This window comes from Butyrivibrio sp. AD3002 (genome assembly GCF_000420905.1).
Classification (GTDB): domain Bacteria; phylum Bacillota; class Clostridia; order Lachnospirales; family Lachnospiraceae; genus Butyrivibrio.
Map to the genome: position 1 here is coordinate 12940 of NZ_ATVV01000007.1, position 15821 is coordinate 28760.

General features: G+C 43.7%; 11 protein-coding genes. 9 read left to right on the forward strand and 2 right to left on the reverse strand.

What is annotated here, in order from left to right; all coding sequences use genetic code 11:
* Window positions 1–122 precede the first annotated feature (122 nt).
* Window positions 123–1418: a BMP family ABC transporter substrate-binding protein gene (locus G596_RS0106615; RefSeq protein WP_022761052.1), complete on the reverse strand. Its 1296-nt coding sequence runs from the start codon at window positions 1416–1418 to the stop codon at window positions 123–125.
* A 228-nt stretch (window positions 1419–1646) separates the two neighbouring features.
* On the opposite strand from G596_RS0106615, the gene G596_RS0106620 reads away from it, so the two are divergent.
* From G596_RS0106620 to G596_RS0106645, 6 genes are all read left to right on the forward strand, one after another.
* Window positions 1647–4127: a glycogen/starch/alpha-glucan phosphorylase gene (locus G596_RS0106620; protein WP_022761053.1), complete on the forward strand. Its 2481-nt coding sequence runs from the start codon at window positions 1647–1649 to the stop codon at window positions 4125–4127.
* A gap of 143 nt (window positions 4128–4270) precedes the next feature.
* On the forward strand, window positions 4271–6568 hold the full coding sequence (locus G596_RS0106625; RefSeq protein ID WP_026671228.1) for a hydratase: 2298 nt from the start codon (window positions 4271–4273) through the stop codon (window positions 6566–6568).
* The gene (locus tag G596_RS0106630; protein WP_022761055.1) at window positions 6568–8112 is read left to right on the forward strand and encodes a glycoside hydrolase family 9 protein; all 1545 of its coding nucleotides are present in this window, start codon (window positions 6568–6570) and stop codon (window positions 8110–8112) included. Before G596_RS0106625 ends, G596_RS0106630 begins: the two co-directional genes overlap by 1 nt.
* 15 nt (window positions 8113–8127) lie before the next feature.
* Complete coding sequence (locus G596_RS0106635; protein WP_022761056.1) at window positions 8128–8916, forward strand: alpha/beta fold hydrolase; 789 nt, start codon at window positions 8128–8130, stop codon at window positions 8914–8916.
* A gap of 38 nt (window positions 8917–8954) precedes the next feature.
* Window positions 8955–10613 (forward strand): Mur ligase family protein, encoded by a 1659-nt coding sequence (locus G596_RS0106640; protein ID WP_022761057.1) that lies wholly within the window; start codon window positions 8955–8957, stop codon window positions 10611–10613.
* Window positions 10614–10688: 75 nt separating this feature from the next.
* Window positions 10689–11906: a D-alanine--D-alanine ligase family protein gene (locus G596_RS0106645; protein WP_022761058.1), complete on the forward strand. Its 1218-nt coding sequence runs from the start codon at window positions 10689–10691 to the stop codon at window positions 11904–11906.
* Window positions 11907–11929: 23 nt separating this feature from the next.
* Here G596_RS0106645 and G596_RS0106650 read toward each other — a convergent pair whose 3' ends face one another.
* Window positions 11930–12661 (reverse strand): lysophospholipid acyltransferase family protein, encoded by a 732-nt coding sequence (locus G596_RS0106650; protein ID WP_022761059.1) that lies wholly within the window; start codon window positions 12659–12661, stop codon window positions 11930–11932.
* 56 nt (window positions 12662–12717) lie between these two features.
* Between G596_RS0106650 and G596_RS0106655 the strand changes: the two genes are divergently transcribed.
* From G596_RS0106655 to G596_RS0106665, 3 genes are read left to right on the forward strand one after another with little or no spacing between them, the layout of a single operon-like run.
* Window positions 12718–14046, forward strand: coding sequence for a dihydroorotase (locus tag G596_RS0106655; RefSeq protein WP_022761060.1), 1329 nt, complete (start codon window positions 12718–12720; stop codon window positions 14044–14046).
* A 28-nt stretch (window positions 14047–14074) separates the two neighbouring features.
* Window positions 14075–14875 (forward strand): dihydroorotate dehydrogenase electron transfer subunit, encoded by an 801-nt coding sequence (locus G596_RS0106660; protein ID WP_022761061.1) that lies wholly within the window; start codon window positions 14075–14077, stop codon window positions 14873–14875.
* Window positions 14876–14906: 31 nt separating this feature from the next.
* Window positions 14907–15812: a dihydroorotate dehydrogenase gene (locus tag G596_RS0106665; RefSeq protein WP_022761062.1), complete on the forward strand. Its 906-nt coding sequence runs from the start codon at window positions 14907–14909 to the stop codon at window positions 15810–15812.
* Window positions 15813–15821: the final 9 nt, after the last annotated feature.

Genomic DNA, 15821 nt, shown 5'->3' on the forward strand with positions numbered 1-15821 from the left:
CCGTTCTTAAAATATAGTTTATCATTTTTTAGTGTGCGAAAAAAGAGTTTTGGCGTCCTTTGGGCAATAAAAAAGCGCCTTTCCCAAAACGGGAAAGACGCCTTAAATTAGTGCTTATTCAATTAGTGGATGTTGTCAAACTCGTTTACAGTGATGTCTGTAGCGGGCATAGCATCGATATCGCTTGAAACTGTGATATCACCTGCATACATAGAAGCTACAAGAGTGTTGTAATCATCAACTGTGAAGTTTTTCATTGACCATGTATCTGTAGGAAGCTGTACATAGTTGAGAGATGCATCATCACCTGATACAAGACCAAGGTTCTCGATCTTGCCTGCGTATGAATCCCACTTACCTGCGAAGAGGTCTGTAAGAGTTGAGTTAACTGTTGCAGCAAGACCCTTCATAGCAGATGTTACGCAAACACCATCGCCATAGAGACCATCGATTGTTCCGGGCTGATCAACGTCAACACCAACAACCTTGCCGCCTGTCTTCTTAGCAGCTTCGCCTGCAGATGTGAAGATACCGCCGCCGCATGCGAATACGATCTCTGTGCCGCCCTGATACCATGTATCCATAACAGCTGTTACAGACTCGTCACCGAAGAACTGTCCGCCGTATACATAGTTAACTTCTACGTCAGATGTGTTGCCAAGATCCTTTGCAGCATCGTTAGCACCCTGAACGAAACCGTAACCGTAACGGATAACTGCAGGAACTGCCATACCGCCAAGGAAACCAAGCTTTGTGTAGCCTTCCTTAACTACAGCGTAGCCAGCCATGTAACCAGCAAGCTCTTCCTGGTATGTGAATGAGCAAACGTTTGAAGGAAGCTCGTCCATGCCAGCGCCTTCGAAATCACCTGCGCTGCAGTCAAGAGCGATGATTGTTACATCGGGGTTCTCTTCAGCAACAGTTGCGATCATCTCAGCAAAAAGATAACCGGGAACGATGATTACGTTGTAACCGTCAGCTACAGCGTTGTCGAAAGCAGCAACACGTGCTTCGTTTGAATCTTCTGTGGGTTTGTAGTACTGATAGTCAACACCCTGAGCCTCAGCGAATGCCTTTGAAGCCTCGTATGTTGTCTGGTTGAATGACATATCTGTGATGTCACCGGAGTCTGTGATCATAGCGATCGAATAGTCTCCTGAAGCCTCTGTAGCTGCATCAGCTGCCTCTTCAACAGCGTCTGTACCCTCTTCAGCTGCCTCTTCAACAGCGTCTGTACCCTCTTCAGCTGCCTCTTCAACAGCGTCAGTAGCTTCTTCAACTACCTCTTCTGCAGTATCAGCAACTTCCTCAGCGGCTGACTGTGCTGTGTCTGCTGCGTCATTTGCGGATGAGCCGCCACAAGCAACAAGGCTGAACGTGAGTGATGCTGTAAGCATCATAGCAAGTAACTTTTTCATAATGTTTTTCTCCCTTTCTTTTTAAAATAATTAAACATTATAAACGTGTAACTGTGAAATAAAATCACAGCTAAATTCATTATAAGCAAATATCTTATTTTTCTCAAGTTATAATAATTTTTGTATAAATACAGTGTTTATATGATGTTTATTTTTCCTTAACTAGTAAGATGTATGATTTTGCGATACAATAAGTGGGTAATGACATCTATCAGAGGAGGGTGTTTTATGAAGAAAAAGCAATTATCTTTTGACAAGGAACTGTTCAAACGAAGTGTTTTATATAATGTAAAAACACTTTATCGTAAAACTATCGAAGAGGCTTCACCTCAGGAGATATTCCAGGCTTCGGCTTATGCAATAAAGGATGCGATTGTTGATCACTGGATGACAACACAGAAGGCTGCCAATGAGCAGGATCCCAAGATTGTATATTACATGTCCATGGAATTCCTGATGGGACGTGCGCTTGGCAACAACCTGATAAACCTGCAGGCATATAAGCCCGTAAAGGAAGCACTCGATGAACTTGGCGTAGATATAAATGTGATAGAGGATCAGGAGCCGGATCCCGCGCTCGGAAACGGTGGTCTCGGAAGACTTGCCGCATGTTTCCTTGATTCGCTGGCTTCTCTCGGATACATGGCATACGGCTGCGGTATCAGATACAAATATGGAATGTTCAAGCAGAAGATAAGAGACGGCTACCAGGTTGAGGTGCCCGATAACTGGCTTGAGTTTGGTAATCCCTTCGAACTTCGCCGCCCGGAGTATGCTAAGGAAGTTAAGTTCGGCGGTTATGTCAATGTATTTGTGGATGACAGGGGACGAAATGTATTCCGCCAGGAAGGCTATCAGTCCGTAAGGGCTATTCCCTATGACCTTCCTATCGTAGGCTATGGAAACGGCGTGGTTGATACTCTCAGAATCTGGGATGCGGAGCCAATCAACTGCTTCGAGCTGGATTCCTTTGATAAAGGTGATTATCAGAAGGCTGTAGAGCAGGAAAACCTTGCCAGCCAGCTTTGCGAGGTTCTTTATCCCAATGATAATCATATTGCGGGAAAAGAGCTAAGACTTAAACAGCAGTATTTCTTCATTTCAGCTTCTGTGCAGACCGCCCTTAAGAGATATTTAAGACACCATGATGATATAAGTAAGTTCTATGAGAAAGCAGTTTTCCAGCTTAATGATACACACCCGACGGTTGCGGTAGCAGAGCTGATGAGACTTCTTATGGATGAGTATTATCTGCCCTGGGATACGGCATGGGATGTAACCATGAAGACCTGCTGCTACACCAACCATACGATTATGGCAGAGGCTCTTGAAAAGTGGCCGATAGATCTCTTCCAGAGACTTCTTCCCAGAATTTACCAGATTGTTGACGAGATCAACAGAAGATTTGTTGACCAGATCATGCGTCAGTATTCAAATCTTCCCAGCATAGATGTGCAGGGAAAGATCCGCAGTATGGCTATCCTTTATGATAATCAGGTAAAAATGGCTCATCTTGCAATTGTCGGTGGTCATTCAGTTAACGGCGTTGCAAGGCTCCACACAGAGATTCTTAAGAAGAGAGAACTTAAGGATTTCTACGAGATGTATCCTGAAAAGTTCAACAACAAGACCAACGGTATTACCCAGAGACGTTTCCTTATGCATGCAAATCCTCTTCTTGCCGATTGGGTTACAGAGCATGTGGGTGAGGACTGGATCACCGATCTGTCACTTATCGGCGGACTTAAGAGTATCGCCGGTGATAAGAAGGCTCAAAAGGAGTTCATGGATATTAAGTTCCAGAACAAGAAGCGTCTTGCAGCATATATCAAGGAACATAATGGTGTTGATGTAGATCCGAAGTCAATTTTCGATGTTCAGGTTAAGAGACTTCATGAGTATAAGCGACAGTTCCTGAATATACTTCATGTAATGTATATATATGACATGATTAAAGCTCATCCCGAGATGGATTATACGCCCAAGACCTATATTTTCGGTGCAAAGGCGGCAGCAGGATATCAGACAGCAAAGCTCACAATCAAGCTTATAAATTCCGTTGCCGATGTGATCAATAATGATCCTTCCATTAATGGAAAGCTGAAGGTTGTATTTATAGAAGATTACAAGGTATCAAACGCCGAGCTGATTTTTGCTGCAGCGGACATTTCCGAGCAGATTTCCACAGCTAGTAAGGAGGCTTCCGGAACGGGTAACATGAAGATGATGCTTAACGGAGCAATCACACTTGGAACCCTTGACGGAGCAAATGTGGAGATGCTTGAGGAGGTTGGAGAGGAAAATATGTTTATCTTCGGACTGACCTCTGAGGAAGTAATAGCATATGAAAAGAACGGCGGATATAATCCCGGTGAGATTTATGACAGGGATCCAAATGTTAAAAAGACGCTTGATCACCTTGTAGACGGAACCTATTCCAAGGATAGGGAACTTTTCAGACCGCTTTACAACATGCTTCTTAATACCATCAATTCCAATAAGGCAGATCAGTACTTCATCTTGAAGGATTTTGAGCCCTACATTGAAGCACAGAGAGCTGTATCGGAAGCCTACAGAGATTCCAAGAAGTGGGCTAAGATGGCAATTATGAACACTGCATCTTGCGGTAAGTTCTCATCAGACAGAACCATTCAGGAATATGTTGATGAGATATGGCATATAGATAAACTGGATATGTCAAAAGTCTGAATAAATATTCACACCGACTGGCTAAATCTTGGCCAGTCGGTTTTTAATGTAATTAAATATACCCAAAAGGTGCATTCTAGTGGTACAATGGTTCAAAATCTAAGAGATAAATGGCTATGTTAAAAGGAAAGGCAGGAACGGGAATGATCAAGACGTACGATGGCGGTGCTTATCTGGTTGGCGGAACAGAGCTTATTGCTGATGATGCCGAGGCTTTAAAAAGCGTTGCAGCTAAGACCGGAAAAGAAACTGACAAAAATGAAGCAAGAAAAAATACAATTGCTTACGGAATTTTAAGTAATCATAATACATCAGGCAATATGGATAAGCTTGAGATAAAGTTTGATAAGCTTACCAGCCACGATATTACTTATGTAGGTATTATCCAGACAGCACGTGCATCGGGACTTGAAAAGTTTCCTATTCCCTATGTACTTACAAACTGTCACAATTCGCTTTGTGCGGTTGGCGGTACAATTAATGAAGATGACCACATGTACGGTCTCACCGCAGCTCAGAAATACGGCGGAATATATGTACCTCCTCATCAGGCGGTTATCCATCAGTTCGCAAGAGAAATGCTTGCAACAGGCGGCGGAATGATTCTTGGATCCGATTCGCACACAAGATACGGTGCTCTCGGAACCATGGCTATGGGTGAAGGCGGACCTGAGCTCGTAAAACAGCTCCTTAATCAGACCTATGATATAAATATGCCCGGAGTAGTGGCAATTTACCTTAAGGGCGAGCCCATGCATGGCGTGGGACCTCAGGATGTGGCACTCGCAATTATCGGCAAGGTATTCGGCGATGGCTATGTAAAGAATAAGGTAATGGAGTTTGTGGGTCCCGGAGTTGCATCTCTTTCAGCTGATTTCCGTATTGGAATCGATGTAATGACCACAGAGACCACATGCCTGTCTTCAATCTGGCAGACAGATGATGAGATAAAGAATTTCTATGATATTCACGGCAGAAGCGGAGATTACAAGGAGCTTAAGCCCGGTGATGTTGCTTATTATGACGGCGTGGTAGAGGTTGATCTCAGCACTATAAAGCCCATGATCGCTATGCCTTTCCATCCCAGCAACACCTATGAGATTGAGGAAGTAAATGCTAATCTGGCTGACATTATTGCGGATGTTGAGAAGCGCGCAAAGGTAAGCTTTGGAGATAAGATAGAATATTCTCTTAAGGAAAAGATAAAAGATGGTAAGTTTATGGTAGACCAGGGTGTCATCGCAGGCTGTGCCGGCGGCGGATTTGAAAACATCTGTGCTGCAGCTGATATTCTTGAGGGAAGATATACAGGTAACGACAGATTTACACTTAGCGTATATCCTGCATCAACCCCGATTTTCATGGAGATTGTGAAGAACGGAGTAGCAGCTAAGATCCTTGAGACAGGAGCAATACTTAAGACTGCGTTCTGCGGTCCTTGCTTTGGTGCCGGAGATACACCCGCAAATAATGCGTTCAGTATCAGACACTCCACCAGAAACTTCCCCAACAGAGAAGGTTCTAAGGTTCAGAACGGCCAGATTGCTTCGGTTGCACTTATGGATGCAAGATCAATTGCTGCAACAGCTGCTAACCAGGGTGTACTTACACCTGCTACAGCATTTGACGGTAAGTTCAATAAATATACATATCACTTTGATAAGGAAATATATGCAAACCGTGTATTTGATTCAAAGGGTAAGGCTGATCCCAGTGCAGAGCTTCAGTTTGGTCCCAATATCAAGGACTGGCCGAAGATGACAGCACTTCCGGAGAACCTTGTTCTTCGAGTTGTTTCCGAGATCCACGATCCGGTTACCACAACTGACGAGCTCATCCCTTCAGGTGAGACAAGTTCTTACCGTTCAAATCCTCTTGGACTTGCTGAGTTCACACTCTCAAGAAAGGATCCTGCATACGTAGGACTTGCCAAGGAAATCAGAGAAGCTCAGACCGCACTTATGGAGGGCAGTGATCCCGAGGCAGCATGGCCTGAGCTCAAGGAGGTTATGGCTTCTATAGTAAAAGAGTATGCTGATGTAAATAACTCTAACGTCGGCTTTGGCTCAACAATTTTTGCAGTTAAACCCGGCGATGGTTCCGCAAGAGAACAGGCAGCTTCCTGCCAGAAGGTTCTCGGAGGTTGGGCTAACGTTGCCAATGAGTATGCGACAAAACGCTATCGCTCAAACCTTATCAACTGGGGTATGCTTCCGCTTGTTATTGACAAGGGAGAGCTTCCGTTTAAAAATAAGGATTACATCTTCCTTCCCGGTATCAGAACCGCTGTTGAGAACAAGGCTGATACAATCAAGGCTGTTGCCGTGTCCGGTGGAAAGCTTACTGAGTTTACAATGACACTTGGTGATCTCACCGACAATGAGAGAGAGATAATTTTAGACGGATGTCTTATAAACTATAACCGTGCAGGAAAGAAATAATGAATTGTTTTAGAAGACTTACCGCGATAGTCATGAGTGTCTCACTGGCGTTCATGGCTGTTGGATGCGGGAGTACTAAAAATACAAATAACGTTAAACCGGAGCAGGAAGCGCAAAGCAGCGACCCTGCTCCAAATGTCGTATATGATGTTCCCACTATAGTACCAAGCGCCCTGGTGGATCAGAACGGGTACAGAACCGGCGCTGAAAAAGTCGTGACCTTTAAAGGCAGCGATTTGCCTGAATTGTTCTATATATATAATCTTGAAACCGACGAACTTGCCTATACGGGGCAGATGCGTGACACAAACTATGAAGAAGACGGTGAGGAGATAAAAGAAGGTTATTTTACGGATCTGGTTGAGGACGGAACATACTATATTTATGCTGATAATATAGGAAGTTCCTACTCTTTCAGGATTAAGAATGACCTATATGGTGACATTTTTCGTCAGGCTTTAAGAACGTACTACACCAACAGATGTGGTATGTCACTTTCGGAGGAACTTGCGGGAGAGGATGCACATGCTGCCTGTCACACCAAAGAGGCTCATCTTCAGGAGGATCCGGATAAAACACTGGACGTATCGGGGGGATGGCACCTCAATGCCGAGGCAGACAGAGAGGTTGAACTTGGCTGTAAAATTGCTCAGAATCTTCTGCTTGCCTACGAGATGAAGCCTGAATCCATTCCGGATGATATCGGAATACCGGAGAGCGGGAATGGTATTCCCGACATTCTTGATGAAGTGAGGTATGAAATCGAGTGGCTCATGAAAATGCAGGATGAGCGCACCGGAGGCGTTTATGGTGCCGCGCTTACCGTAAGAAATGAGTCTGAAGATCTGATGCAGGCGCAGGTTGAGGTTACCCCTGTAACCATGGATGCAACTATCAGATTTGCTACATTGCTTGCTGAATTCAGCTTTTTATATCAGAGCTATGATTCTGATTTTGCAACCAAATGTCTGAAGTGTGCCGACAGAGCCTACAGCCTGTATGCAGGGACAGAGAATGTCAGGGAAAAAACCGAAGGCTTCTATGCTGCGGCTCAGTTGTATCGTGCTACCGGAAGTTCGGATTATGAGCAGGTTTTGACATCATATTTTGAAAGCGGGAAATACTCATCTTTATTTGAGGAGAATGAGGATATTTTCCTTGGATGTATCACATATATTTCAACCAATCAGAAAGTAAATGTGGATATTTGCTCAAAAATAATGAAGCTCCTTATGAAAAAGACAACAAGTATAGTTGATGCAGCAAGGAGTTCCGGATTCATGGTCACAAGCAGGGACCATGCACAGCTTCTCGATGATATGAGAACGATAACAATTACCGACCATATAATATATAATTATGAGTATACTACTATCATTGAGAACCACGCCCATTACCTTATGGGACGCAATCCCGAGGCGGTGAATTATATTACTGACACGACGGAGCGTACTTATCTGAACACGGATGAGGGCATGGGAATCATGAACCAGCCGCTTTTAAATGCGATGTTTATATTTATGCTCAATGTTATAAAAGAGTAAAAGCATGAGGATTTTATGAATACAGAAATTGACGGATTAAATATTAATTACCGCGATGAGGGCGAGGGTCCTCTTCTTATCCTTCTCCACGGATGGGGCTCCAATGTGGATCTTTTTGATGGTATTTTCAAGTTTGCTTCCAAGAAGTACCATGTAGTCGGCATGGACATGCCGGGGTTCGGAAAAAGCGATGAGCCTGCTGAGCCCTGGGAAGTAAGTGATTTTGTCACCTTTGTTATACATTTTGTTAAGAAGCTTTTTCCCGATGAAAAGGAGATAATGTTCCTCGGACATTCAATGGGTGGCAGAGTTATCATAAAAATGATAGGCACTAAGAGTGAGGAGGAGCTTGGATTTAAGATTCCCAGGGTTATTCTCACGGACAGTGCGGGAATAAAGCCTGTGCCGTCAGGAAAACAGTCGGCAAAAACAAGGAGATACAAGTTTTACAAGAACTTACTTATAAAGACAGGAATAGCAAAGATATCTCCTGGTACACTTGAGAACCTTAAGAAGAAATTCGGCTCGGCGGATTATGCTGCGGCATCGCCCGTAATGAGGAACAGTCTGGTAAAGGTTGTAAACGAGGATCTTGCGCCCTACATGCCCAAGGTGACTATGCCGGCACTTCTTATATGGGGAGATCAGGACACGGCAACCCCGCTTTCTGACGGACAACAGATGGAGAAGCTTATGCCGGAGGCCGGACTTGCAGTTATTCAGGGAGCAGGACATTATTCTTTCCTTGATAATCAGTATTTATTTAATAAGATTCTGGGAAGTTTTTTGAAAATTGAGATGTAAATAACACTTGCCGATAAAACCGGCGGATGAGGGGTTATATGAATACATTTTTACTTATTCTATATTTTGCAGCATATATTGCGGTAACGGTTTTGGGTCTTAGATATTATACCCACATGTTACAGCTTTCATCATATCAGTTTCAGGGATATTTCAGGTTCCTCAGATCAAAGCCCCACAGATACGGACTTCATGTGGGCTTTTTATGTGTGACAATAATAGGCGGAATGCTTGGAAGTAATAAGGCAGGAAGCGCTTTCAGAATTCTTTCCCTGCTATTTCTTATTTTCCTGATCTTTCAGTATATTCCAAAGCCTGCAAAGAAGAAGTTTGTGGTAACAAAGAGGGTACAGAGACTTTTTGTGACCTATGCGGTGCTTTTCCTGATTTTGGGAGTGATAGCGGTATATCTTTATTTTACCGGGGTACAGACTATATCCTCTATTTTTATAGCAACATCAAAAAGTGTATCCAATTTTACTGTTGAAGGCAGTAAAAAGAGGATTGCTGCAGGTATCATTTTTGCGTCATTTGTAGGACTTCTTCCTCTCGTTACGGCCCTGTGTAATCTGATAAATAAGCCTATTGAGAAAAGAGTTAATGACTGGTTTATTCATGATGCTCAGAGAATGCTTCAGGAGCATCCCGGATTAAGGATAATCGGAATTACCGGAAGCTATGGAAAAACCAGCGTAAAATACTATCTCTGGACTCTTCTTTCAGAGGGCTTTCGTGTTTTAATGACGCCGGAGAGCTTTAATACGCCTATGGGAGTCGTTCGTACAATAAGAGAACAACTCACACCTATGCACGAGATTTTCATTTGCGAGATGGGAGCAAGACATGTGTATGATATTAAGGAGATAACCGATATTGTACATCCCGATGACGGAATATTGACTTCAATAGGGCCACAGCACCTTGAGACCTTCCATTCAATTGAGAATATAATTGATACAAAATATGAACTGTTTGACGCTGTTCAGGAAAAGAGCAGACAGGGACTTAAGTTTGCAAACGGCGACAATGAGCTTATCAGAAATAATATGCGTCATGAGAATGTCGTGCTTTACGGCGTGAGTGAAGGCTGTGATTACAGAGCCACAGAGGTTAAATATTCACCTGACGGAGCATCGTTTAAAGTGACTGCACCTAACGGAGAAGAAGCAGAATTTTCGATGAAGCTTCTAGGAGAGCACAATGTTACCAATGTTGTCGGAGCGATAGCCATGGCTCATACAATGGGTATTCCGATGACAAAGCTCAAGATGGCGGTGAGAAGAATTACTCCTGCTCCGCACAGACAGGAGCTACTTAAGCATGGAAACGTATCGATTATTGATGATGCGTATAACTCAAATCCCATGGGAGCGAAAATGGCTCTTGATACACTTTCAAAATTTGAGGGAAGTGTTAGGATTCTTGTGACACCGGGTATGGTTGAACTTGGAGAGAAGGAAGCCGAGTATAACAAGGAATTCGGCAGACAGGCAGCAGATGCAGCGGACTATATTATTCTTGTCGGAGCGGATCATGTAAAACCCATAAAAGAGGGTGCGCTCGAAGCCGGTTTTTCAGAGGACAGACTTTTTGTGAAGACTACCTTAAAAGAGGCTACTGATCTGATGTATGAGATTGATGCCGGAAAACCCAAGGTAATCCTTCTTGAGAATGACCTTCCGGATAATTACACCTGATGGATTTGCAATATTTTCTCAAGTCTATATAATGATTTAGAGTGTTAATTGGATTTTTGAAAGGAAGTGTTAATTTTGAAATTAAAGCTGGCAGTTCTCTTTGGAGGAAAAAGTACGGAGCATGAGATTTCAATCATCTCTGCAATCCAGGCTATAGGCTATATGAACAGGGATAAGTATGATATTGTGCCTGTTTATATGACAAAAGAGAACGATTTTTATATTGGTGAGGATATTGATAAGATCGAGGAATATACACATATTCCGGAGCTTTTGAAGAAGAGCACAAGGGTAGTTTGGATTAAGGATGGCAATAAGATCAATCTTGTCCGTTACCCCATGAAGAAGTTTGGTAACAACGTTATTACAAGTGTTGATATCGCGTTCCCCATTGTGCACGGAACCAATGTTGAGGATGGCGTTCTTACCGGATTTTTGCAGACACTTGGTCTGCCGGTTGTAGGATGTGATGTTCTTTCATCCGCTGTCGGCATGAATAAGTACGTTATGAAAACCGTTCTTAAGGACAACGGTATATCTGTTCTTGATTGTAAATGCTATACATGGACTGACTATGAGGATCCCGATGCCCTTATGAACAGGATTGAGGGTGTATTCAAGTATCCCGTTATTGTAAAGCCCATTAACCTTGGATCAAGTATCGGTATTTCCAAAGCGAGCAACAGAGAAGAGCTTACAGAAGCACTGGAGCTGGCTTTTGAGTTTTCAAAGAAGATTCTTGTTGAGCCCGCAATAGTGAAGCTTAAGGAGATAAACTGTTCAGTTCTCGGTGACTACGAGGAGGCAGAGGCTTCAGAGTGTGAGGAGCCTGTAAACTCAGACGAGATTCTTTCATTTGAGGATAAATATATCGGTGGCTCAGGAGCAAAAGGCGCAAAGAGCGGCGGAGCAAAGAGTGGCGGTTCCAAGGGAATGGCCAGCCTTAAGAGAAAGATCCCCGCTGAGATTACCAATGAACAGAGAAGTGAAGTTCGCAAGATGGCAGTTGATGCATTTAAGTGCCTTGGATGCAGCGGAGTTTCCAGAATAGACTTTATGCTTGACGAAGAGACAGGAAAAATCTATCTCAATGAGATAAATACTATCCCGGGATCATTATCATTTTATCTTTGGGAGCCTCTTGGCAAGAAGTATTCCCAGCTTCTTGACGACATGATCGACATAGCGATCAAACAGGATAGAGAGAATCACAAGCTTGTATTCTCCTTTGAGACGAATGTTCTTGAGGGTGTTAAGCTTGGCGGCGGTTCCAAGGGAAGCAAAACCTCATAATGAATAAAAAAAGATAAGACGCTTTATACAAGCGCCTTATTTTTTTCATATGTTTGTTTAATTATGTTGTAGCAGTAGGTCTCGATGTTCTTTTTATCATTGGGATCGAGCTTATCCAGATAGATGGGCTCACCATATTCCAGAACGACATGCGACTTTCTTAAAAAAGGAATGTGGTCTTCAAAGATCGCATTTGAGTTGTTGATTGTCATAGGAACTATGGGGCATCCGGTTTTCTGAGCGATCTTAAAGCTTCCCTTGTGGAAGGGGAGCATCTCGTCGGTGCCGTTTCTGGTGCCTTCGGGATAAATCGTTATTGATATGCCGTTTTTCACCTTATCAATTGCAGAAAGAATTACCTGAAGGCCCTGTCTTATGTCGTCTCTGTCAAGGAAGAGACAGTCCATATTTCTCATCCACTGCGAGAGAATCGGAACTTTTAATATTTCTTTTTTGGCTATATAACCTGTAATTCGCGGAACTCTGGAATAGCTTAGAACTATATCGTAATAGCTTCTGTGGTTTCCTACATATAAAACCGCTGTATCCTTCGGGACATTCTCTTCTCCTATCACGGTAAGCTTGGCGCCTGAAAGAAATGCGACACATCTAAATGCCCAGCTTACTATGCGAAGGGATGCGACCTTCTTGGCATTCAGATTGAATTTGCCGACAATCCACAGCACCAGGTGCATGACAATGCTGCAGAGAAAAAAGATAATTAAAAACAACAGAACTAAAATAAAACGTATCATAAAAACTCTCCGATTAGTGTATAGTATAGATATTATATCATAATAAAGGAAATAACATGATTCTTATTAAAAATGGCAGGCTTATGGATCCTGCAAGTAAAACAGACGGATACAGAGATATTCTTATTCATGAGGGCAGAATAGCCAAGATAGGGTTTTGCGGAACTCTGGATGATATGGCTGCTGAAGCCATGGCATATTATGCCGATAGCGATCCTCAGGGACAGCTGTGTGAAATAGATGCCGGAGGAATGATAGTTGCACCCGGCCTTGTGGATGCGCACGTCCATTTCAGGGATCCCGGTTTTACAAAGAAGGAGGATATTCATACCGGTGCGGAAGCAGCAAAACACGGCGGATTTACCTCTGTTGTAATGATGGGTAACACTGAGCCGCACATGGATAACCCCGAGACTATAAGATATGCTCTTGAAAAGGGGATGGAGACAGGTATACGCGTCTTCACCTGCGCAAATATTACAATGGGGATGAACGGTAATGAGCTGACGGATATGGAAGGTCTTCTTAAGGAAGGCGCAGTACTGTTTACCGATGACGGGAAGCCGATAACTGATGAAAACATCATGCGAAAGGCCTGCCTTGAATCTGCAAGACTCGGAAAAGTGCTCAGCCTTCACGAGGAGAATCCGGAGTTTATAACCGACAACGGAATAAATGCGGGAGAAGCTGCCGAGCTTCAGGGACTTAAGGGTTCACCCAGAGAAGCAGAGATATCCATGGTAAAAAGGGATATAGAAATAGCAGGTGAGACCGGAGCACATATTACAATCCAGCATATAAGCACGAAGGAAGCCGTGGATATGGTGAGGGAAGCAAGAAAAACCAATCCGAGAATCCATGCTGAGGCTACGCCCCATCATTTCACATTAACAGATGACGCGGTAAGAGAATGGGGAACCATGGCTAAAATGAATCCGCCCCTCAGAAAAGAGGAGGACAGGCTTGCTATTATAGAAGGGCTGGCAGACGGAACGATTGAGACGATAGCAACAGATCATGCTCCGCATACTGCCGAGGAAAAGGCGGCGGAATTTTCAAAAGCGCCAAGCGGAATAATAGGTCTTGAGACATCGCTGGGGCTTGGCATAAGAGAACTGGTACAAAAGGGACATCTGGATCTTATGACGCTGCTATCCAGAATGACCTATCAGGTTGCCAATATTTATGAACTTGGAGCCGTGGGCAGGATCTTTGAAGGCGGCCCGGCTGATCTGGTCATTTTTTCTGAGAATGAGACCCGTAAGGTTGGGGAGAAATTTGCTTCAAAAGCTTCAAATTCTCCGTTTATCGGTCAGGAACTTCCTGGAAAAATATATTACACCATATGCGGAGGCAGGGTGTACGACATAAATTCAAATTCATAAGTATACGCTTAATATACGGAGGAAAGAAATGTCTAAAAAGAAAAAAATAGACGCGGTAGTGCTGGAACAGAGGGTGCTTGCGGACGGAATAATGGATATCACTATTGAAACAAGCCTGGCGGAGGATGCAAATCCGGGCCAGTTTGTCGGGATTTATCCAAAGAATAAGTCCACTCTTCTTCCAAGGCCCATAAGTATCTGTGAGTATGACAGGGAAAACGGAAAACTCAGAATAGTATACAGAATAGCAGGAAGCGGCACTGCAGAATTTGCACTCTATCAGCCGGGAGAAAGCATAAGTATTCTTGGGATTCTGGGAAATGGCTTTCCGCTTGATAAGGCAGAAGGAAAGCGGGTTCTTATCATAGGCGGAGGAATCGGTGTTCCGCCGCTCCTTGGTCTTTCAAAAGCCCTTCATGAAGGGAATGAGGGAGTAAAAGCCGGGTCGGTTACTATGGTAATGGGCTACAGGAATTCGGACAATTTTCTTGCGGACGAATTTAAAAAGTACGGAAATCTCCTTATTGCCACCGAGGACGGAAGCGTAGGGACTAAAGGTAATGTCATAGACGCCTGCAGAGAGAATAAGGTTCAGGCAGATATTATCTATGCCTGCGGCCCTATGCCCATGCTTAGGGGAGTGGCAGCTTATGCTGCGGAAATAGGTGCAAAAGCTTATATAAGCCTGGAGGAGCGTATGGCCTGCGGAGTAGGCGCTTGTCTTGGATGTATATGCAAGACGAAGAATACAGATGAGCATTCACATGTAAACAACGCACGAATATGTACGGATGGACCGGTGTTTGATGCAGATGATCTTGAACTTTAAAATGTAAAAATTTTTACGAGGTGAGATTAGAATGAATACAGCAGTTACAATTGCAGGAGTTACTTTTAAGAATCCCGTAATGACCGCATCCGGTACCTTTGGATCCGGCATGGAGTACTCGGAATTTGTAGATCTGAACAGACTTGGCGCCGTTGTTACAAAAGGTGTTGCCAATGTGCCGTGGCCGGGAAATCCAACACCGAGAGTGGCGGAAGTATATGGCGGAATGCTAAATGCCATTGGACTTCAGAATCCCGGAGTGGATGTAATGATAGAGAGAGATCTGCCTTTTCTTAAGGACTTTGATACTAAAGTTATTGTCAATGTGTGTGGGAAGAGTACGCAGGACTATGTGGACGTTGTCGAGAGGCTTTCAGATCAGGATTCGGTTCATATGCTTGAAATCAACGTATCCTGCCCCAATGTTAAGGAGGGCGGAATAGCTTTCGGGCAGAATCCGGATGCTTTATTTGAAATCACAAAAGAAATCAAAAAGCATGCAAAACAGCCGATCATAATGAAGCTCAGCCCGAATGTCACAAGCATTTCAGAGATGGCTAAGGCTGCAGAGGCAGCAGGGTCGGATGCTATTTCACTAATAAATACAATTACCGGAATGAAGATTGATATTTACAGGAAAACCTTTGCCATAGCAAATAAAACCGGCGGTTTGTCGGGGCCTGCCATAAAGCCGGTTGCTGTTCGCATGGTATATGAGGCTTCACATGCGGTAAAAATCCCGGTTATCGGAATGGGTGGTATAGCGACAGCAGAGGATGCCATCGAATTCATGCTTGCAGGAGCATCTGGGGTAGCAGTAGGAGCTATGAATTTCCATGATCCTTATACCACGATAAATGTGATAGAAGGTATTGAGAGATATATGGAAGAGCAGAATATATCGGATATTAATGAAATAATCGGCGCAGTGAAATAAGTATTCACC

What these genes read in the sequence shown, in the direction of transcription:
- G596_RS0106660 (WP_022761061.1), top strand. Translation starts at nt 14,075, where the DNA reads ATGTCTAAAAAGAAAAAAATAGACGCGGTAGTGCTGGAACAGAGGGTG.
- G596_RS0106655 (WP_022761060.1), top strand. Translation starts at nt 12,718, where the DNA reads ATGATTCTTATTAAAAATGGCAGGCTTATGGATCCTGCAAGTAAAACA.
- G596_RS0106630 (WP_022761055.1), top strand. Translation starts at nt 6,568, where the DNA reads ATGAATTGTTTTAGAAGACTTACCGCGATAGTCATGAGTGTCTCACTG.
- G596_RS0106615 (WP_022761052.1), bottom strand. Translation starts at nt 1,418, where the DNA reads ATGAAAAAGTTACTTGCTATGATGCTTACAGCATCACTCACGTTCAGC.
- G596_RS0106635 (WP_022761056.1), top strand. Translation starts at nt 8,128, where the DNA reads ATGAATACAGAAATTGACGGATTAAATATTAATTACCGCGATGAGGGC.
- G596_RS0106640 (WP_022761057.1), top strand. Translation starts at nt 8,955, where the DNA reads ATGAATACATTTTTACTTATTCTATATTTTGCAGCATATATTGCGGTA.
- G596_RS0106665 (WP_022761062.1), top strand. Translation starts at nt 14,907, where the DNA reads ATGAATACAGCAGTTACAATTGCAGGAGTTACTTTTAAGAATCCCGTA.
- G596_RS0106620 (WP_022761053.1), top strand. Translation starts at nt 1,647, where the DNA reads ATGAAGAAAAAGCAATTATCTTTTGACAAGGAACTGTTCAAACGAAGT.
- G596_RS0106625 (WP_026671228.1), top strand. Translation starts at nt 4,271, where the DNA reads ATGATCAAGACGTACGATGGCGGTGCTTATCTGGTTGGCGGAACAGAG.
- G596_RS0106650 (WP_022761059.1), bottom strand. Translation starts at nt 12,661, where the DNA reads ATGATACGTTTTATTTTAGTTCTGTTGTTTTTAATTATCTTTTTTCTC.